The sequence below is a fragment of the Gordonia sp. GONU genome (assembly GCF_024733855.1).
In the GTDB taxonomy this organism is placed as follows: domain Bacteria; phylum Actinomycetota; class Actinomycetes; order Mycobacteriales; family Mycobacteriaceae; genus Gordonia; species Gordonia amicalis.
The window spans coordinates 1-19,907 of the sequence record NZ_JANRHB010000022.1 but is presented as its reverse complement, the minus strand read 5'-3'; the positions used below and the strand labels follow the sequence as shown (position 1 = coordinate 19,907).

At 68.8% G+C, this 19,907-nt stretch carries 18 protein-coding genes; 9 read left to right on the top strand and 9 right to left on the bottom strand.

The annotated features are described in order from the left end of the window. Positions 1-16: 16 nt before the first annotated feature. Entirely contained in the window at positions 17-226 is a 210-nt protein-coding gene (locus tag NWF34_RS17680; RefSeq protein WP_258325655.1) for a hypothetical protein, read from the top strand. Here NWF34_RS17680 and NWF34_RS17675 read toward each other — a convergent pair. Together NWF34_RS17675 and NWF34_RS17670 are read right to left on the bottom strand one after the other, a co-directional pair. Continuing rightward, complete coding sequence (locus tag NWF34_RS17675; protein ID WP_258325654.1) at positions 223-1,455, bottom strand: lipase family protein; 1,233 nt, start codon at positions 1,453-1,455, stop codon at positions 223-225. The genes NWF34_RS17680 and NWF34_RS17675 overlap by 4 nt on opposite strands. Before the next feature lie 79 nt (positions 1,456-1,534). Continuing rightward, positions 1,535-2,413 (bottom strand): DMT family transporter, encoded by an 879-nt coding sequence (locus NWF34_RS17670; RefSeq protein WP_258325653.1) that lies wholly within the window; start codon positions 2,411-2,413, stop codon positions 1,535-1,537. A 325-nt stretch (positions 2,414-2,738) separates the two neighbouring features. Between NWF34_RS17670 and NWF34_RS17665 the strand changes: the two genes are divergently transcribed. Continuing rightward, on the top strand, positions 2,739-7,808 hold the full coding sequence (locus NWF34_RS17665) for a cation-translocating P-type ATPase (protein ID WP_258325652.1): 5,070 nt from the start codon (positions 2,739-2,741) through the stop codon (positions 7,806-7,808). Positions 7,809-7,830: 22 nt separating this feature from the next. Here the strand turns inward: NWF34_RS17665 and NWF34_RS17660 are convergent, their stop codons facing one another. The 4 genes from NWF34_RS17660 to NWF34_RS17645 form a co-directional block, all read right to left on the bottom strand. After that, positions 7,831-7,959, bottom strand: coding sequence for an Rv1535 domain-containing protein (locus tag NWF34_RS17660; RefSeq protein ID WP_243828617.1), 129 nt, complete (start codon positions 7,957-7,959; stop codon positions 7,831-7,833). A gap of 122 nt (positions 7,960-8,081) precedes the next feature. Next, on the bottom strand, positions 8,082-9,017 hold the full coding sequence (locus NWF34_RS17655) for an EamA/RhaT family transporter (protein ID WP_258325651.1): 936 nt from the start codon (positions 9,015-9,017) through the stop codon (positions 8,082-8,084). Positions 9,018-9,031: 14 nt separating this feature from the next. Further along, complete coding sequence (gene serS, locus NWF34_RS17650) at positions 9,032-10,291, bottom strand: serine--tRNA ligase (protein ID WP_258325650.1); 1,260 nt, start codon at positions 10,289-10,291, stop codon at positions 9,032-9,034. A gap of 75 nt (positions 10,292-10,366) precedes the next feature. Further along, positions 10,367-10,786 carry an ankyrin repeat domain-containing protein gene (locus NWF34_RS17645; RefSeq protein WP_258325649.1) on the bottom strand — a complete coding sequence of 140 codons (420 nt, stop codon included), beginning with the start codon at positions 10,784-10,786 and terminating at the stop codon, positions 10,367-10,369. Between the two features lie 97 nt (positions 10,787-10,883). Here NWF34_RS17645 and NWF34_RS17640 point away from each other — a divergent pair, with 97 nt between their 5' ends. The 3 genes from NWF34_RS17640 (at position 10,884) to NWF34_RS17630 (ending at position 13,019) form a co-directional block, all read left to right on the top strand. Then, positions 10,884-12,068 carry a septum formation family protein gene (locus NWF34_RS17640; protein WP_258325648.1) on the top strand — a complete coding sequence of 395 codons (1,185 nt, stop codon included), beginning with the start codon at positions 10,884-10,886 and terminating at the stop codon, positions 12,066-12,068. A 3-nt stretch (positions 12,069-12,071) separates the two neighbouring features. Beyond that, a complete protein-coding gene (locus NWF34_RS17635; RefSeq protein ID WP_024498823.1) occupies positions 12,072-12,422 on the top strand; it encodes a metallopeptidase family protein in 351 nt (116 codons plus the stop codon). 96 nt (positions 12,423-12,518) lie between these two features. Continuing rightward, positions 12,519-13,019 carry a hemerythrin domain-containing protein gene (locus NWF34_RS17630; RefSeq protein ID WP_024498824.1) on the top strand — a complete coding sequence of 167 codons (501 nt, stop codon included), beginning with the start codon at positions 12,519-12,521 and terminating at the stop codon, positions 13,017-13,019. A gap of 9 nt (positions 13,020-13,028) precedes the next feature. Here NWF34_RS17630 and NWF34_RS17625 read toward each other — a convergent pair whose 3' ends face one another. Beyond that, positions 13,029-13,688: a histidine phosphatase family protein gene (locus NWF34_RS17625; protein ID WP_258325647.1), complete on the bottom strand. Its 660-nt coding sequence runs from the start codon at positions 13,686-13,688 to the stop codon at positions 13,029-13,031. Continuing rightward, positions 13,688-14,659, bottom strand: coding sequence for a prephenate dehydratase (gene pheA / locus NWF34_RS17620; protein ID WP_258325646.1), 972 nt, complete (start codon positions 14,657-14,659; stop codon positions 13,688-13,690). Before pheA ends, NWF34_RS17625 begins: the two co-directional genes overlap by 1 nt. Before the next feature lie 153 nt (positions 14,660-14,812). On the opposite strand from pheA, the gene NWF34_RS17615 reads away from it, so the two are divergent. Then, positions 14,813-15,565, top strand: coding sequence for a DUF2470 domain-containing protein (locus NWF34_RS17615; RefSeq protein WP_258325645.1), 753 nt, complete (start codon positions 14,813-14,815; stop codon positions 15,563-15,565). A 44-nt stretch (positions 15,566-15,609) separates the two neighbouring features. Beyond that, entirely contained in the window at positions 15,610-16,407 is a 798-nt protein-coding gene (locus NWF34_RS17610) for a CPBP family intramembrane glutamic endopeptidase (protein ID WP_258325644.1), read from the top strand. Positions 16,408-16,419: 12 nt separating this feature from the next. Here the strand turns inward: NWF34_RS17610 and NWF34_RS17605 are convergent, their stop codons facing one another. Continuing rightward, a complete protein-coding gene (locus NWF34_RS17605; protein ID WP_258325643.1) occupies positions 16,420-17,778 on the bottom strand; it encodes an APC family permease in 1,359 nt (452 codons plus the stop codon). Between the two features lie 535 nt (positions 17,779-18,313). On the opposite strand from NWF34_RS17605, the gene NWF34_RS17600 reads away from it, so the two are divergent. After that, on the top strand, positions 18,314-19,213 hold the full coding sequence (locus NWF34_RS17600) for an LCP family protein (protein ID WP_309148647.1): 900 nt from the start codon (positions 18,314-18,316) through the stop codon (positions 19,211-19,213). A gap of 94 nt (positions 19,214-19,307) precedes the next feature. After that, the gene (locus NWF34_RS17595) at positions 19,308-19,844 is read left to right on the top strand and encodes a ferritin (protein ID WP_024498830.1); all 537 of its coding nucleotides are present in this window, start codon (positions 19,308-19,310) and stop codon (positions 19,842-19,844) included. Positions 19,845-19,907: the final 63 nt, after the last annotated feature.

Here is a 19,907-nt window from a genome sequence, read left to right as displayed (position 1 = left end):
ATGAGGAGAGAAGATCATGGCTCAGTACCGCGTCGTGGATTCCGACGAAACAGTCATCGAGGAGAAGGGTTTCGATGACGCAACCAGTGCCTACGACTGGTTCAAGACCGTCGCCGCGCCCGATGACAGCCTCGGCACCGTCATGCAGGTCCACGACAACGGCGAGTGGAAGAACTTCGAGGTGTCCGACGGCGGCACCAACAAGCATCCGTCCGCGGACGCCTAACGTCCGGCGAAACGGCCGTTCAAGAAGGTCAGGGCCTCGACACTCCACGGGATGTATGCCGCCGTGTGCGTCTGCCCGCGGTATTCGGTGAAGGTCGTCGGCACACCTCGACTGCGGTAACTCTCGGCGAGACCGGCGACGTCGGCGGCGATCATCACACCGTCGCCGATGCCGTCGGAATTGCCGACGCCGAGCATCATCGGAACCCGCGGGGTGCCGAGTGTTCCCATCACGTTCTCCGAGATCGCCTGCCGCACACCGGGTACGTCGAGAACGCCACCCACCAATGGTTTGAGGAGTTGGTGGTCGGTGAGTCCCGGGTACTCGTCGGCGAACTGTTCGATGCACTCCCCCGCGACCCGGCGCAGGATTCGCTCACCCTTCGGGGACAGATAGCTCGCGAGGTCGATGTCGTAGGTCTCGGCATAGACCGCCATCAAAGCGGGGATGAGTCCCGTCCATTCGGGTTTGCCGTTGATGTAGCCGAGGTTGTGTGCGGGATCCACGGGAATCCCGCCCGCCGCCGCGCCGATGATGTTGAGTTCCGGTGAATAGGTGGGCGCCAGTTCGGCGCCGAAGCCGGTGGGTACCGACCCGCCCGAGTATCCGTACAAGGCGATCGGGGTGCTGGCTGGTGCATGGAGCTGCCTGAGCGCGGCACGGATCCCGTCCAGGGCGGCATAGCCGGATTCCCTCGCGATCGTCCATCGCAACCCGCGACCCTCATAGTCGGGGACCGCGACCGTGTAGCCGGCCGCCATCAGTCCGGTGATCAGGGCCAGATCGATGGGCCGCTCGGACATGTTGCCGCCCCGCAGCGTGTACGACGGATCGCACTGCGCGCCCAACGCGTCGTAGAAGGAGTGGTACGACACCATCCGACGCGGCGCGCCCGGGCCTACGCCGGGCGGTGAGATCACCGTGGTCACCGTCGAAGTCGGATGACCGGAGTTGTTGGTACTCCGGTACAGGATCTGCGTCGCGGTGATCGGCACATCGGTTCCGCGCCAGCCCAATCCGACCTGACGCGTGCGCAGGATGGCGCCCGGGGCACGCTTCTCGTAGCCACGCGGAGGCTCGTAGAACGGGTCTTGTGTCGGCAGCAGCGCCGGTGCCGCGACGGGTGCCGGGAGCGGGGCCGACGACGCCGTAGGCGTGAGAACACACAGGGAGGCCGCGGCCCCGATTACGGCGATCAGCGTGGTGAGGGGTCGCGAGATCTGGCGCATGAGCAGTGATCATGCCCGGTTTGCCTTGTTCGCGGTGAGATCCGAGCAAGGTGGGCACGGATTGCTCGCGAGAAGGCATTCAAGCGACGGGGGCGTTCTCCCCTGCCCGCTCCACCTGTTCCACCACCGGCGACATCGCCACCACGACCGCGCCGACGACTGCCGCGACGAAGGCGATCACCGCGACCGGTCCCCAGCCGGCACGGACGGTGTCGCCGAGGACCACGATGCCGACCACACCCGGCACCACCGTCTCGCCGACCACCAGGGAGGCCGACGCCGCGCTCACCGCACCCTTCTGCAGGGCCACGGTGAACATGTAGAAACCACCCGGACCGCTGAGGATGATCGCGTACAGTGCCGGGTCGGTGAGGAGTTCGCCGAGGTCGAAGGGGTCGAGACCGTCGAGCACTCGGACCGCGACTGCGAGCACGCCGAACAGGACGCCGCCGGAGAGACCCGCCAGCACCGCGACCCGACTCTGCATTCGCGGCAGGATCGCCGCGCCGAGCCCGAGGATGACGACGGCCGCGACGAGAACCGCCCAGTGCAGCCACCATTCGTGTTTGCGTCCCTCGTCACCGGCAGCGAACCCGAGCAGGACGAGCGCCACCACGACGACACCGATCGCGGTCCAATCACGCTGGGACAGTCGCGCTTTCAACACGACGGTGGCCAGCACCACCGTCACGACAAGGTTGGCACTGACGATCGGTTGCGCGAGGAACAGCGGGATCATCCGCGCGGCCACGAGGTTGCCGAGGAAACCGATGCCGTCCAACGCCATTCCCGCGATGAACGCCACGGTCAGCATGGCGGCGATGGTCGACCGCAGGGACGGCGCCTCGCCCGGCCCGGCACCGGTGTCGTCGACGCTCTGCGCGCCTCGCGCCTGCAGCACCGACGCCGTGCCGTAGGCCAGCGCGGCGAACACCGCGGCGAGAATACCGATCAGCATGATCGAACAGTAGTCACCGCGGCGTCGCGCGACCAGACGTAAACTTTGACCAGGACTTTCCCGGGGCGGACGCAGTGTTCGGAATAGACACCGACCGCGCGGCCTCGCTGTCGGAGTCGGGGTGGTCACCAGCCTGTGCCACTTCGGCTGTCGAGAGGAAGACGTGGACAAGCGGTTTCGGAGAACTCCGGTGAGGGCGACTCTGCCATCGTCGACCGGTGCCGATGTCCAGCCCCCGGACGCTGTGGCCGGCCATTTCCCGCAGATCCGCGAGGTGCGGGCGAGGTCGCCGCGGCACGACCGGCGAAAGACGGGGACACGATAGATGGGTCTGTTCCACATCCCGTTGCGAGTAACCCACTTCGCGGTCGGCGCCGCACTGATCAGCGGTGAGGCCGCGGTCGGGACCACGCGCAGCGTCGCGGGCCTCACGCGCACGGCCGCAGGTATGGTCGCCGAATCCTTCGCTGGTCCCCCGGTGCGTCGAAGCAGTTCGCACGGTGCCAACCGATGGATCGAGGTGCGGGGTCTCGATGGCTCGGCAGCCCACACGATCGGCACCACCATCGTGGCCGATCTGCTGAACACGCCCGGCGTCCGGGACGCGGTCCTGAACGAAGCCCTGTCCCGGGTCGTGGTGACGGTCGAGTCGAACGGACCGACCGTCGAGGAACTCGTCGAGGTCGTCGAACAGGCCGAGAGTCGGGTCGCCGCATCCCCGGACGCCCCCCGGCGACCGTCGGCGAGCCTACCCGGCGACGACGCTGCCCTTGCTGCGCGACTGCTGAGCGCATCCGCGGCCGGGGTGGGGCTGATCCTCGGAACCGGGGCGGCCGCCTTGCGGGTCACCGGGGTCACGTCTGCGCTGGCCGCACCGGTGTCGATGGCGCAGAACTCCCCCTCGATCCGACGCCGCGTCGAAGCGCGCCTCGGACCCGACGCAGCGCAGGTGTTCTTCTCCGCTCTCGGCGCCGGCATGAGTGTGCTGACCGTGTCGCCCGGCGCGCTGCTTGCCGACAGTGCCGTGCAGGCGTTGCTCGTGGCCGAGACGATCAACGCCCGACGCAACTGGGAGCGTTTCGAGCCCGAGTTGACCCGGCAGGCGTTCAAGTCCGCGGGGCTCGTGGGTGTCAGCCCGAGAGCGGCCCGACCGTCGGTCGGTGCCGCCGATTCCTACGCCGACCGCTCGACCCTCGCGGGGATCGGAGCCGCCGCGATCGCCGGCATCGCCTCCGGGAAGACCGCGACCGCTGGTTCGGCGGCACTGGCCCTGGTCCCCAAACCCGTCCGCAGCATCCGGGAGTCGTTCGGCGTCGCCCTCGGTCGCGGCCTGATGCTCCACCACCACACCGTGGTGATGCGCCCGGATGCGCTGCGCTCCCTCGAGGCGGTCACCACGGTCCTCATCGATCCGCGCGTGCTGTTCACCGACGAGCTCACGGTGACGCGTATCGAAGGGGTGCCGCCGGAGGTGCGCTCCACGGCATGGTCGGCGGCCCGGGAGGCCCTGCACGAGGGCTTGCTCGCGCCCGGATGGCACAAGCTGTCGGACATTCCCGGCGCAGGTGGCGACGGCGAGGCCCTCATCAGCGCCCTGCGTGACCCGTTCGCGTCGGCGGTGGTCACCGAGTCCCGGCGCGTCGGGATACGCGTGATCTCGCTCGACCACGACGGCCTGCGCTCCCTCGGCCAGGGGTTCGATGACCTGTTGCCCACCGACGGCGGGATCGACCGGGAGCTGGCGAGGGCGCTCACACAATTGCACGCCGACGGCCGGCAGGTGCTCCTCGTCACCGGTTCGACCGTATCGGCAACGCTGCCTGCGGAGGTGGTTGTCGGTGTGTGGCAGGACAATTCGATCCCGCCGTGGGGTGCGGATCTACTGGTGCCGGACCTGCGCGCCGTGTGGCGAATCCTGCACGCCGTCCCCGCAGCCAAGAAGTCGGCGACCAAGGGCATCGAACTGTCGGCGAGCGCGTCGGTGATCGGTGCCGTCATGCTGTTGCCCGAGGTCGTCGGCAACGGTCCGACCTCGGTGAACATGACCGCGGTGGCCGCGCTGTGGTCGGGGTACCGCCTCGCCGACGGCGTCTTCGATGACCCACTCCCGCACCCCGAGCCGGGTCACGACTGGCACGCGCTCCCCGTCGAGGAAGTGCGTGCGCTGCTGCCCCGACCGGAGCCGCGGACGACGAAGACCGCCGGCACCGACAAGCGCCGCTTCCCCGGGATCCTGTCCCCGGTGACCGGCCCGCTGGCAGCCACGTGGCGCATCGCCGGAGAGTACTTCGAAGCCTTCCGGGAGGGTCTCGACGAACCGATCACCCCCATTCTGGCCACCGGCGCCCTGGCGACCGCGCTGCTGGGATCCCCGTTCGACGCCGTCCTCGTCGCGAGTGTGCTGCTGGTGAACACGGCGACCTCCACCGAACAATCCCTGCACGCGGAGAAGGTCCTCGGCGGTCTGCTGGCCGCTCAGGAACCGCTGGCCCATCGCGTGACCGGAGCCGCAGTCGACGCCGACTTCGAGCGGGTGCCGGCCGGGGACCTGCAGTCCGGCGACCTCATCAGGGTGGGTCCGGGCAAGGTCATCCCGGCCGACGCGCGGATCATCGTCGCCGACGGCGCCGAGGTGGACGAGTCGGCGCTCACCGGCGAATCACTACCCGTCAGCAAGGCCACCGATCCGACGCCGGGTGCGCCGCTGGCCGACCGGACCGGCATGGTGCATGCCGGGACGACCATGGTCGCCGGTCGCGCCGTGGCCGTGGTCACCACGGTCGGCGCCGGCACCCAGATGAACCGGGCGTCGGCGATGACCGCCCGAAAGGCCCGCAAGGTCGGTCTCCAGGCCCAGCTCGTGCACATCACCGGGAGGGCACTGCCGTGGAGCATCGCCGGCGGCGTCGCCGTCGGCGTGTTGAGCCTGCTGCGGGGAACCCCGCTGCGCCAGTCCGCGGGCACGGGCGTGGCGATCGCGGCGGCCGCGATCCCGGAAGGCCTGCCCCTGGTCGTGACGCTCGCCCAGCTCGCCACTGCGCGACAGCTGACCAGCGACGACGTGCTGGTCCGCAATCCCCGCGCCGTGGAAGCCTTTGCGCGGTTGGACATCGTCTGCTTCGACAAGACCGGCACCCTCTCGGAGAACCGCCTGAAGGTCGTCGCGCACCGTGGCGTGGGCGGTGTCGCCGACGACGACGTGCTGGCCGCGGCGGCCCGGACCGTCAAGGCCACCGTCGGGAAGGTGGAGCACGCCACGGACGAGGCGATACACGTCGCCGCTTCTGAACGTGGGATGACACTGGACGACGCCGACGCGCACCTGCCGTTCCAGTCGGATCGCCCCTACGCGGCCGCTCTGGTCGGTACGACGCTGTTCATCAAGGGCGCTCCCGAGATCCTCGGTGCTCGTCTGACCGTGGTGGACGACGGACTCGATGAACTCATCGAGGAGATGGCCGCATCGGGCCTACGGGTGCTGGCGGTGGCCGGGCGTGAGCTGACATCGGAGCAGGCCGCCGCCGCTCGCGACGACCAGTCGGCGCTGGAGGCGTTGTGCGACGGGGACCTGATCCCGGTCGGAGCGATCGGGATCGCCGACACGCCGCGCCCCAGCGCACGCCCACTGCTCGCAGAGCTCCGTCGGCGCGACATCGGCGTCCGGCTGATCACCGGGGATCACCCGCTCACCGCCGCGGTGGCTGCGCGAGATCTCGGCCTGCCGGTGACGCTCGACGACGTGATGACCGGGCCGGTGTGGGACTCGCTCACCGCAGATGCACGTATCGACGCCGTGCAGCGTTTCCAGGTCTTCGCGCGCATGGCTCCCGAGCACAAGGTGCAGGTGGTGGAAGCGCTGGAGGCCGCCGACCTGGTGAGTGCGATGGTGGGCGACGGCGCCAACGACGCCGCGGCCATCCGTGCCGCCACCGTGGGCGTCGGCCTGATCGCAACCGGCAGTGACCCGGCGAGCACGGCGGCGGACGTGCTGCTGCTCGACGGCCAGATCGGTGCGCTCATCACTGCGATCGACGAAGGCCACCAACTGTGGCGTCGCGTGCACGCCGCGGTGTCGATGCTGGTCGGCCACAATCTCGGCGAGGTCACCTTCTCCCTCATCACCAGCGCGGTGACCGGACGTCCGGCGATGTCCGCGCGTCAGATCCTGCTCGTCAACATGCTCACCGACGCCTTCCCGGCCGCAGCCCTGGCCGTGAGCCCCCAGGTGGCCGGCGATCTGGCCGACTTCGACGAAGCCGCGCTGTGGCGAGCGACCTACACACACTGCGTTTCGACGGTCACTGGTGCCACCCTGTCCTGGCTTCTGGCTCGCCCGATCGGGACGCAGCGGCGCGCGGCGACGGTGGGATTGGCCGGTCTGGTGCTGACACAGGTCGCCGAGATCGTCTCCGAATCGCACGGGCCACTGGTCGTCGCCACCAGCATCGGAACCTTCGTGGTGCTGGTCGGAGTGATCAGCACGCCGGGTGTGAACCGGTTGTTCGGATGTACACCGCTGGGGCCGATCGGATGGGGTCAGGCAGCGGTGGGCGCCGGCGCCGCGATGGCGGTGTCCAAGGTTGCACCCAGCGTGTCCGTGTGGCTCGGCGAGTGGTACCGAGAGACGTTCGCGTCAGCGGCCGCCGAAGGTGGCGTCGATGAACAGGGTTCAGTCGTCGATGACGAGGACACCGGCACGCACCAGCAGGGCATAGAGCCCGCGGATGGGCGGGGCCAGAACCCGGACACCGGCCGAGACAAGGCTGTCGGTGTCAAACGACCGGGCGATCTCAGTCATGTAGGGAAGCCTAACCGAATAACCCTGGGCCAGGCAATGGCGCACAGCCGATTGGAGTCGGAAATGTTGACATCGGTGAAGTCCTTCGTGGATTCCCATCGCGATGTGTCAAAGCTCGTCGAAGAAGCCGAAAGCTTCTCGATTCAGCTTCCGGTGGTCGGACGGGTGGGTGTTCCGCCGCCGGAGAAGCTCGCCTTCTATGGCGCACTCGGCCTGCTCGCCGCCGTCGAGATCATCGACTGGCCGGTCGCCGTTGCCCTCGGCATCGGCCACGCGGTCACCACCGGTCAGCTCGAGCATCGTGCAGAAAAGGCAGAGCTCCACGTGCGCGAAGTCGTCGACGAGGCTGTCGAGGAAGCTTTCGAAGAGGCGACCGAGCAGCATGCGCTGCCTGCCACCGCGAAAGCGCCGGCCAAGAAAGCGGCCCCGCGGAAGAGCGCCCCCAAGAAGACAGGGACCACCAAGACCGACGCCAGGGCGGGGGCCACCAAGGCACCGGCGAAGAAGACGGCCGCGAAGAAAACGGCTGCCAGAAAGACAACCGCCAAGAAGACGCCGACCAAGAAGGCTGCACCGAAGAAGCCGTCGAACGGCTGATGGCCGGACCGGGCGTGCGGCGTCAGTCGTCGATGACGAGGACGCCTGCTCGCAAGAGCAAAGCGTAGAACCCGCGAACAGGCGGGGTGAGCAGCCGAACCCCGGAGGCGACCAGGGCGTCGGGTCCGAGCGACCGAGCGATCTCACTCATGAAGGTCAGGCTAATTGCGCCGTGCCCGAACAGACAATGGCAGACGGGCGAACGTCAGCTGAACACTTCACGTCCCGAACAATGCTGCCTGGCGAGTCGCGCCCACCGCTGCCACGATTCCGTCAGTCCCGGTGCTCCGCCCGCGGCGGATGCCCGTATCCCCGCGGCGCGTTCGTGGCGTCGGCCGTTTCGACCGCGGTCACCGCTCCCGACGATGCGAGTACCACTCCCCCGCCGACGGCGGCGACGAAGGCGACGATCGCGGCCGGGCCCCAACCCGCGCGCGTGACGTCGCCGAGGAAGGCGATGCCGACCGCACCCGGCAGCACCGTCTGGCCGACGACGAGCGCCGCGGCGGCGCCGTTCACCGAGCCGGTCTGCAGCGCCACGGTGAACAGGTAGAAGCCGCCGATCCCGCTGAGCAGCAACCCGTACAGGGCGGGGTCGGTGAAGAGCACGGTGAGGTCGAGGGGGTCGAGGCCGTCGAGGATCCGGGACGCCACCGCCATCACGCCGAACACCGCACCGGCGATGAGTCCGGTGACCGTCGCGATGTGGGTCTTCAAGCGCCGCATCACGATCAGACCGATCAGGAAGAGCGCCGGACCGGAGACGAGGACCGCCCAGTGCATCCACGCGGTGTGCTCCACACCCTCGCGACCGGCCGACGCCGCAAGCAGGATCAGCGACGCCACGACGACCGCACCGGCGATCCAGTCACGCAGCGTCAGGCCGACTTTCAGCACCACCATGGCGAGGAGCGCAGTGGCGACCAGGCGCGCCGAGATGATCGTCTGCGACAGGAACAGCGGGATCAGCCGGGCGGACGCGATCGTCGCGATGAACCCGATGATGTCGAAGACGAATCCGATCAGGAACGGGACCGTGAGCATCGTCAGCGCGGTGGACTTCAACGACGGGTGCGCCGCCGCGGACCGTCGACGTTCCTCCCGGATGGCAGCGCGCTGCGCGACCTGTTCGGCGCCGAGCGCCTGGAGAACCGCGGCCGCGGCGAACGCCAGCGCACCGATCACCGCGATGACGATTCCGCTGGTCACGGCGCAGGCTCAGATCAGCGAGGGGTGAGGACGTCGGTACCGACGAATTTCGCGAGCTCGGCGGGCAGCTTCACCGAACCGTCGGGCTGCTGGTGGTTCTCCAGGATGGCCACCAGCCAGCGCGTGGTGGCCAGCGTGCCGTTGAGCGTCGCCGCGATCTGCGGCTTCCCGTTCTCGTCGCGGTAGCGAATCGAGAGACGGCGGGCCTGGAAGGTGGTGCAGTTCGACGTCGAGGTGAGTTCCCGGTAGGTGTTCTGGGTGGGAACCCATGCCTCACAGTCGAACTTGCGCGACGCCGACGACCCGAGGTCGCCACCGGCGACATCGATGACGCGGTACGGCACGTCGATCGCGGCCAGCATGTCCTTCTCCCAGCCCAGCAGTCGCCGGTGCTCGGCCTCGGCGTCCTCGGGCTTGCAGTAGATGAAGCCCTCGACCTTGTCGAACTGGTGCACGCGGATGATTCCGCGGGTGTCCTTGCCGTAGCTGCCGGCCTCACGGCGGAAGCACGTCGACCAGCCGGCGTACCGCTTCGGGCCGTCGGACAGGTCGAGGATCTCGTCCATGTGGTAGCCGGCGAGCGGCACCTCCGAGGTCCCGACGAGGTACAGGTCGTCGTCCTTGTCGAGGTGGTAGACCTCGTCGGCGTGCGAGCCGAGGAAGCCGGTCCCCTCCATGACCTCGGGACGCACCAGCACGGGCGGGACCATCAGCGTGAAGCCGTTGGCCGCCGCCTTCTGCGCGGCCATGTTGAGCAGGCCCAGCTGCAGGAAGGCGCCCTGCCCGGTGAGGAAGTAGAACCGCGAGCCCGACACCTTGGCGCCGCGCTCCATGTCGAGCAGGCCGAGTGACTCGCCCAGTTCGAGGTGATCCTTCGGGTTCTCGATCTCGCGGGGTTCACCCACGTGCTCGAGGACCACGTAATCGTCCTCGCCCCCGGCGGGTGCCTCCGGAGCGACGATGTTGGAGATCGCACGATGGGCCGTGGCGGCGGCCTCGTCGGCGGTGGACTGGCGCGCGACCGCCGCCTTCACCTGCTCGGCGAGCTCCTTGCCCTTGGCGAGCAGCGCCTGCTTCTCGTCGCCCTGCGCCTTGCCGACCTGTTTGCCGAGAGCCTTCTGCTCGGATCGCAACGTGTCGGCGTCGACGATGGCCGCACGACGGGCCGCATCGGCATCGAGCAGAGCATCCACCAGGCCGGGGTCCTCGCCGCGCGTGCGCTGCGAAGTACGGACCAGATCCGGGTCGTCACGAACAATCTTCAGGTCGATCACGCCTTCAAACCCTACTTGAGCGTGCGATGCGAATCCGATCACGCCACCGACGAGACGCCCGCCGGGGCCGGGCCGTCAGCTCCAGAGCGCCCGCAGATCGTCCCGGCCGAACATCGCGGCGGCATCGGCCGCCGAGGGGGTGCCGGCGTGTGGATCGGCCCCGGCATCGACGAGCACCCGGACCACGTCGTCGAATCCCTTGAACACCGCGCCGGCCAGTGGGGTCTGTCCCCGGTCGTTGGCGAGGTCGGGATCGGCGCCGCGGGACAGCAGAGCCGAGACCGCCGACGCCTGCCCGTGATAGGCCGCGAGCATGAGCAGCGAGTCGCCGGACTGATTGCGCAGGTTCACCGGTACGCCGGCGTCGACGTAGCCGCCCAGCGTGGCGGCGTCGCCGGATCGGGCCATGTCGAACAGCCGGGTGGCCAGTTCGACGACCCCCGGGTCGGGTGACGGACCCGGGCCGGGCGCGGACTGAGGGGAATCGGCGGACACTCCCGCGAGTGTAGGCAGCGTCCCTCGCATGACCCCCGTCCCCGCATCGGCTGATGCGGGTGTGCCAGGTCGGATCGACCGGGCATGATGGATCCCGATGAACGAGCCCGACCCTGACCGCGACAAGCCCGGCCCCGACGCCCGCGACCTCACCGACGACGACTTCACCGCCGTCGACCCGGTCGAACGGCACGACGAGCCGGTCGCCGGACGACCCGCCCGACGCGCCCCGCGCAACCCCGTCTTCGTGGTTCTCGCCGCGATCGTCGTAGGCGCACTCGCCGCGGGCGGTATCGCCTTCGCAATGGGTGTCTTCGACGACTCCGGCAGCGTCGGCGGCAGCGACATCGGTGAGGGCGAACGACTCGTCCAGAACGCTTTCACCCGGTCGGTCGCCGGGGACTGCCTCGATTGGCCGGCGGGGAATCCCGGTCAGCCGACAGCGGTCGACTGTGCACAGAAGCACCGCTTCGAGGTGGCCGGCGGCATCGACACCTCCCTCATCCCCGGCGTCGAGTTCGGTGAGGACGCACTGTGGCCGGGACCCGAGCGCTTCGCCGCCATCCGCGACGAACAGTGCCCGGTCGCCGTCGATCAGTACCTCGAGGGTCGACTGGATCCGCAGGGACGCTTCTCGGTCGGCATGATGTACCCGTCGCAGGCCCAGTGGGACAAGGGTGCCCGCCAGTTGCGATGCGGAATCCAGGAGAACGGCGCCGACGGTCAGCCCGCGCAGTTCTCCGGCCGCGTCGCCGACCAGAACCAGTCCTACGTGTGGCCCGAGGGAACCTGCATCGGCATCGACCCCGAGAACCGCACACCCACCGGCTTCCCGGTGAACTGCGCCGAACCACACGCCTTCCAGGCCACCGGCATCGTCGACCTCGCGGTCCGCTTCGGCGACCGGATGTCGAACAAGCCGTGGCCGGCGACCGGCGCCCAGAACAGCTACCTCTCGTCGATCTGCCCGAAACAGGCGGAACGTTTCGTCGGCGGCGCGCCCGCCCTCGACGCGACCACGCTGAACGTGCAGTGGTCGGTCCTCAGCGAGCCGAGCTGGCTGGCCGGGAGCCGCAAAGTGGTCTGCTACCTCGGTCTACCCGACAAGCGGGGCGGATTCGCGACCCTCGTCGGCGACGCCAAGGGCGGCGCGCTGCTGATCAACGGGAAGGCGCCCGTCCCGCCGCCCGCCGCCCCGCCCGGCCGCGCGCTGCCCACGCCGGTGCCGCTTCCCCCGGGCATCGCGCCGAACCCCGACGAAGCCCCCGCCCCGGCGGGCTGACGCATGGCCGTTCCGATGTCCGACGACGAGTTCGACGGGCTGGTCTCCGACGCACTGGACACCATCCCGTCGGAGCTCACCGGCGCGATGAACAACGTGGTGATCCTCGTCGAGCCGCACAACCCGGAGGAACCCGGCATCCTCGGGCTCTACCAGGGCGTCGCGCTGACCCTGCGCGATCACGACTACGGCGGGTTCCTGCCGGACACGATCACCATCTACCGGGACCCGATCCTGGCGATGTGCAGTTCCCGCGACGAGGTGGTGCGCGAGGTCGCGGTCACCGTCATGCACGAGATCGCCCACCACTTCGGCATCGACGACGCCTGGCTGCACGCCAACGGGTGGGGCTAGGGACCCACCGAATCCCGGCCCACGCCGCATGTTTCATCTCCCGCGGAATGCGGAATACCGAGGCACCGATGTCCAGCCCACATCCAGGAGTCCCGCATGTCCACTGATGCCATCGTCATCTTGAAAGACGACCACAAGGAGATCCGCAAACTGTTCCGCGACTTCAAGTCCCAGGGTCCGAACGCCACCAAGACCAAGGGCAAGATCGTCGACCAGATCATCGAGGCCCTGACCGTGCACACCTACATCGAGAACGAATGCATGTACCCCGAGATCCGTAAGCGCGTCCCCGATCTCGAGGACGACATCCTGGAGTCCTACGAGGAGCACCACGTCGCCGACGTGCTCGTCGTCGAGCTGGCCGCGTTGAAACCGGACTCCGAGCGGTTCGACGCCAAGACCACCGTGCTCATCGAGAACGTGGAACACCACATCGAAGAGGAAGAGGACGAGTGGTTCCCCAAGGTGCGGGAGGCGCTCGGACGCAAGGACCTTCAGGAGATCGGCGAAGAGATGCTACGTCTCAAGGAGAAGGCTCCGCGTCGTCCGTCGCAGCCGTCGGCACTGAAGAAGACGGTCGACGCGATCATCAAGTAGGGAGCAAGGCTAGCCCATCGGGTCGTCCACCAGCGGCTCGTCGACCCGCTCGAACGGCGCGGTCTTCGCGCCCCAGCGATGGCAGACCCAGATGCCGTCGACGTACTCGAGTTCGATGGAGCCGGTGTTGCCGAGGTGTGTCGCCGCGGCGAAGCGGGAGTCGATGCCGGCCAGGCGCGCCGCGATGAGGCGGATCGCCGCCCCGTGGCTGACCAGGAACACGTCCCGCGGGTCGGTTCCCGTCAGGTATGAACGCGCGAGGTCTTCGACGGTCGGGATGTAGCGCTCGTAGACCATCGCGAGCGACTCACCGCCGGGGATGCGCACGTCGAGGTCGCCGGCGTGCCACTTCTCCATGACGTCGTGGAAGACGTCGTGGGCTTCACGGTCGGTGCGGTCCTCGAGTTCGCCGGCCTGGACCTCGTGCACGCCCTCGACGGACTCGGTGGCGACCTCCCACACCGAGCTGATCAACTCCGCGGTCTGCCGGGCACGCTTGGCCTCCGAGCTGAGCAGCACGGCCTCCTGCTCCGGACGGTTCTCGAGTCCGAACCGGACGCCTTGTCGCGCACCGAAATCGGTGAGCGCCGCGCCCGGGAGCGCGGTGTCGAGGCGGCGCATGACGTTCGCGGTGGTCTCGCCGTGACGGACCAGATGCAGGCGCGCCATCACACCTCTCCCTGTCGCATCGCATCGATCCAGGCCAGCGACTCGGCGTGGTCGGGCGGCGTCGTCCCGGTGGTCCGCACCGCGGGCCACGAACCGAGATAGACGACCCGCTCGCACCGACGATGGAGTGCCGCAAGGGCTTCGGCGACCGCCGCGTCGTCGATGTGGCCCACGGCGTCGAGGAAGAACCGGTAGCGACCGGCGATGGCCCGGCCCTCCGCCTCGTCGCGCTGCGGCCGGGATTCGATGCGCGTGAGATCGATTCCGCGGGAGGCGAACTCGTTCATCGCGGCCATCAGGCTGCCGGGCTCGTTGGGCAGGTCGAGGATCACCGACGTGCGGTCGGTGCCGGTACGCCGCGTGGGTACCGCGGGACGACCGAGGACGAGGAACCGGGTGGTGGCCTCCCGGGCGTCGCAGACACCGTCGGCGATGACCGTCAGATCCGACAGGCCCGCCGCGAGACCGGTCGTGACGGCGGCGTCGGCCTTGCCGGACGCGACGTCCAGGGCGGCAGCGGCATTCGACCCGGCCGTGATGAACTCGGCGTTCGGGAAGAGCTTCGCCACCGACTGCCGCACCTGGGCGGCCGCCACCGGGTATGCGGCGATGGTTCGGACGTCCTCCGGGGCGAGGGGTGTGGCCGCGGCGATCGCGAACGCGATGTCGACCACGGTCTCGGCGAACGCCTGCACACGTGCACCGGCGCCCGACCTCGCCGGCGGCACGAGGGCGTCCATCGTCGCCGGCACCGATCCCTCGAGCGAGCTCTCGATGGGCACACAGCCGTAGTCGGCCTCGCCACTACGGATCATCGCGATGGTGGCACTCGGACTCGAGGCATCCACCTTGGTGACGTCACCCGATAGGTCGAGACCCCCGAGGGCGGGGTCATGGGCGGCGAGAACCGCGTCGAGTGCCATCTCGGTGAAGGTTCCGGGCGGGCCGAAGTAGGCGATCACAGGCACCACACGAGCCTAGTGGACGCGGGCGACCACTCCGGGCCGGGCGCTTCCCGGGACGAGGAGTCCAAGGTCCCATTGACGGAGAGGGCAGATCTATTTAGGTTAGGGTTACCTTCCAAGGCTCCACCGCAGCCGCCCGCGCCGACCGGAGAGACAGACATGACGCGTACGACGACCGACCGACCGACGGATGCCGAGATGATCCAGACGGCTTGCCGCCGGGTGGGCTCGGCCATCCTCGCCATCGAGGGCGCCGACACGACACCGATCGACGTCGTCCACCTCTTCGAATCCCAGGCCTTCGTGCTCGTCCCCACCCACGGTGAGGCGATGGCCGCCGTGGACGCCGCCGAGGGGACGCCCGCGATGCTCGAGGTCACCGACTGGGCACCCGTCGACCTGCGTGAACGGGTCCGATCGATCATCTGGCTCAACGGCACCCTGCACGCGGTCCCCCGCGACCTCGAACGCGACCTGGCCATCGAGATCGCGGGCGAGCACCCTGACGACGGCCTCCTCGACATCGGCCACGGGGCGTCGATGCTGCGCCTCCAGGTCGATTCCGCGGTGATCGCATCCGGCGCCGGTGCATCGTCGGTCTCGGCCGTCGAACTGGCCGACGCCGACCCCGACCCGTTCTGGGAGTGCGAGGCGGGTTGGCTGGAACACCTCGACCTCGACCATGCCGATCTCGTCGGCCAGCTCGCACGCAAGGTGCCCACCGACCTGCGCCAGGGCCGTGTACGCCCGCTCGGCCTCGACCGGTTCGGCATCCGCTTCCGCATCGAGGGCGTCGACGGCGACTCCGACGTGCGCGTGCCCTTCCCCCGCCCGGTGTCGGACGTCTTCGAACTGTCCCGAGCGCTGCGCAACCTCGCGGGCTGCCCGTTCATGAACTCCATGCCCGACTGACTTCGCTCGTACCCCGGGGAGCGAGGGGTCCTAGGCTGACCGGCATGTCCCTGCGCGAGTACCTGCGGCCGTCACCCCACGGCATCCCGGTCGTCACCGACCGTGTCGAGCGTCGCGGTCTGATCGCCGAACTCGTCATCGTCGGCGTCCTGACGTTCGCCTTCTCCGCGGTGTCGGCCGCGCTCGCACTTCTCGAGGCCCAACTCGCCGGGGGCATCGGCGAGACGACGGTCGCCCTCAACCCGAGCCGCTCCGACCTCGCCCTCATCGACGCCGCGCGTCAGGTGATGAGCGTCCTGAGACTGTTCGCCATCGGCGCGCTCGGCGTCTACCTGCTGTGGCGGAGCGGGGTCGGACTGTCGCGCGTCGGCCTCGGACGCTTCACGCCCCGACGCGACGTCCCCGCGGGACTCGTCCTCGCCGCCGTCATCGGGATACCCGGGCTGGTGCTGGTCGCGGCGGCCCGCGCATTCGGCCTCAACGCGAGCCTCGTCCCCAGTCAGGCCGACACCTGGTGGGAATGGCCGGTGCTCATCCTCATCGCGATCGGGAACGCGGCCGCCGAGGAGATCGTGGTGGTCGCCTACTTCATCACCCGGCTCCGGCAGCTCGGCGTCTCGGACACCAGGTCGCTCGCCGCGAGCGCCGTCCTGCGCGGTGGCTACCACCTCTATCAGGGGTTCGGCGCCGGCCTCGGGAACGTGGTGATGGGCGTCGTCTACGGCCGGTTCTACCAGGTCACCGGTCGCGCGTGGCCGCTTGTCGTGGCGCACGGCGTCATCGACGTCGTCGCCTTCATCGGCTATGCGCTGCTGCGCGACCAACTGTCCTGGGTCGGCTGACGCCGGGACAGGTCACCCGCGAGCCTTCGAGTGCTTGCCCCCGGATCCGGTGGCCCGGGCCAGCCCGAAGAGGGCCAGCCCGACGACCATCAGGATGCCGGCGCGCAGCCAGGTCTCCGCGCTCTGCTGCGTCAGCAGGACGATGCACGTCCCGATCGCCAGCACCGGCACGATCGTCCACGTCCGGAAGTGATCGGTGTCGGCGCGCTCACGTCGAAGTACCAGGACCGCGATGTTGGTGCTGAGGAAGACGAACAGCAACAGCAGCACGACGGTCTCGGCGAGTGCCGCCACCGAACCGGTCGCCGACAGGACCATCGCGATCGCCGTCGTGGCGATGATCGATGCCCACGGGGTGCGACGACCGGGCAGGACCTTCGCCAGCGTGGCGGGCAGCAGTCCGTCGCGGGCCATCCCGAACGTCAGACGGGACGCCATGATCATCGTGAGCAGCGCGCCGTTGGCGACGGCGATCAGAGCGATCAGCGAGAACAGCCGATCGGGTACGCCGGCATCGGCGATCGAGACCACCTCGAGCAGCGGACCGGACGAGCCGGCGAGCTGGTCCGGCGACACGACCACCGAGACCGCGAGGCCAACCATCACGTACACGATGCCCGCGGTGATCAGCGCGCCGAACAGTGCCTTCGGGTAGACCCGTCGCACGTCGCGAACCTCCTCGGCGACGTTGGCCGACGTCTCGAACCCCACGAAGGAGTAGTAGGCGAGCAAGGCCGCGCTGAGCACCGCGAGCGCGGGCGTCGACGAACTGTCGAACTCGAGCACGCGATGCGCTTCGCCGTCTCCCCGCCCGAGGACGATCCCGGCCAGGACGACGACGAGCACCAGACCCGACACCTCGATCACGGTCATCACGACGTTCGCCCGCACCGACTCGCTGATGCCTCGGGCGTTGAGTGCCGCGATCGCGAACAGGAAGACGAGTGCGGCGGCGGTGGTCGGCACGTCCAGGAAGGACTTGAGGTAGTCACCGGCGAACGCCAGCGCGAGACCGGCTGCGCTGGTGACCCCGGCGGCCAGCATGCAGAACCCCACCAGGAACGAGACCAGCGACGACCGGTAGGCGTGCTGCGCGAAGACCGCGGCGCCGCCGGCGTGCGGATACTTGGTGACGAGTTCCGCATATGACCCCGCCGTCAACAGCGCCATCACGAGGGCCACCACGAGCGGCACCCAGATCGCACCGCCCACCTCGCCGGCGATCTCCCCCACGAGCGCGTAGATCCCGGCGCCGAGCACGTCGCCGAGGATGAACAGGAACAGCAACTTGCCGGTGATCGCGCGCCGGAGCGGACTGCGCTGGTCATCACCCGTTTCGGTGTCGGGCCGTGCGGCCACATCGTCGGTCATGGCGTCCCGGATACCCCGACGCGTGCCGATCGAGTCCTGTGATCTGCGTCGGATCCGTGGCGGCCGGCCGTGCATGCGTACATTGGTTGGGATGAACGAGCAGGACCCGCCGATCATTCGGCGCGGTCGTCCGGGGCCTCAGGTACCGCCCGGGCGGCCGGCGGGAGGCACACCGCCACGTCAGGGACCACCGCCCGGTGCACCTGGACGCCCTCACCCGCAGGGTCCGGCTCCCGCCGCACATCCCCAGGCGATGCCGCGGATTCCGGCGCAGGGTCCTCCACCGAGGCGGTCGGCCGTTCCCGCCGGCGCGGGCCCCGGACAGTACGCGCCCACCCAGAAACCCGAACCGATCCCGGCGGGCGACCGGTCGCGCGAACACCGGCCGCCGCGCGACGACCGGCGCGTCGATCACGGTCGGTCCTCGACGAGACCGCCCGCTCCGCCGGCGGGCACCCCGCCCGCGCCCACACCGCCACGCCGTCGCCGCCGCCGTTCGGTGCGGGTCGGCAAGATCGTGCTGATCCTGCTGCTCGTGTTCGTGCTCGGCAGCATCGGACTGCTCTTCTACTACGACTCGAGACTCGACCGCATCGACGCGCTGCCCGCCTACGCCGGCCGGCCGTCGGACACGCCCGGCACCAACTGGCTCATCGTCGGCACCGACAGTCGATCCGACCTCTCCGACGCGCAGCGCACCAATCTGTCCACCGGTGACGCCGACGGCTCCCGCACCGACACGATCATGCTGGTCCACAATCCACCCGGAACCGGGAAGGCGACGGTTGTCAGCATTCCGCGCGATCTCTACGTCGAGATCCCCGGCCACGGAAGCCTGAAAGTCAACGCGTCGTACAACATCGGCGGACCGGCGCTGCTGGTGCAGACCGTCGAGAACCTGACCGGCATCCACATCGACCACTACGCCGAGATCGGCTTCGGTGGCTTCGACACCCTTGTCGACGCCGTCGGCGGTGTCGACATGTGCATCGACCAGCCGCTCAACGACCCCAAGGCCGGCCTCAAACTGGCCAAGGGCTGCCACCACCTGAACGGTCGCCAGGCGCTCGGCCTCGTACGCACCCGAGCCTTCCCGCGCGCCGACCTCGAGCGCGTCATCAATCAGCGGAAGTTCCTGGCCGCATTGGTCTCCCGCGCCACGAGCCCGGCCGTGTTGTTCAACCCGTTCCGGCTGTTCGGCTTCATCGGCGGCGCGATCGACTCACTCACCGTCGACGAGCGCGATCACATCTGGAACCTCGCCTCGCTGATGTTCGCCCTCCGTGACCCGGTGACGACCACAACACCCACGGGTGAAAGCGTTTACACCGACGACGGTCTGGCACTGCCGGTCACCGAGACGACCGAGGAGTTCTTCGGCCGTCTGCGTGCAGGTCAGCCCATCCCCGACGAGCTGCTCGTCGACGCCGGGTGACGAGGTGGCGAGCCTGCCCAAAGACAGGTCAGACTAGCCTTAGTTAGCCTGAACTTGCTGGTAGAAGCCACTTTTCGGCACCTACCATGGGCACATGACCGAATTCACCAAGTTCCATCAGCTGCTGCACGACCAGATCGGCAACGAGTTCTACGCCTCGCAGCAGTACATCGCGGTCGCCACGTACTACGACAACCACGACATGCCACAGCTGGCCAAGCTCTTCTACCGCCAGGCAGTCGAGGAACGCACCCACGCGATGATGATCGTGCAGTACTTCCTCGACCGGGACATGGACGTCGAGATCCCCGGTATCCCGGCCCCCAACAACAAGTTCGAGGATTACAAGGCCCCGATCAATCTGGCCCTCGAGCAGGAGAAGACGGTCACCCAGCAGGTCGTCGACCTCGCGAAGTCCGCACGGGACACCGGGGACTACCTCGGCGAGCAGTTCGTGCAGTGGTTCATCAAGGAGCAGGTCGAGGAGGTCGCCATCATGACGACCCTGCAGACCATCGCCGAGCGCTGCAACGGCAACCTGTTCGACCTGGAGAACTTCGTCGAGCGGGAGTTCAACGGTCCCGCGGCCGACGACCCGACCGCACCTTCCGTCGCCGGCGGCAACATATAGGCACCACCGGGCAGACATTAACTCGGCGGCGCGACATCACTCGAAGTCGCGCCGCCGAGGTGT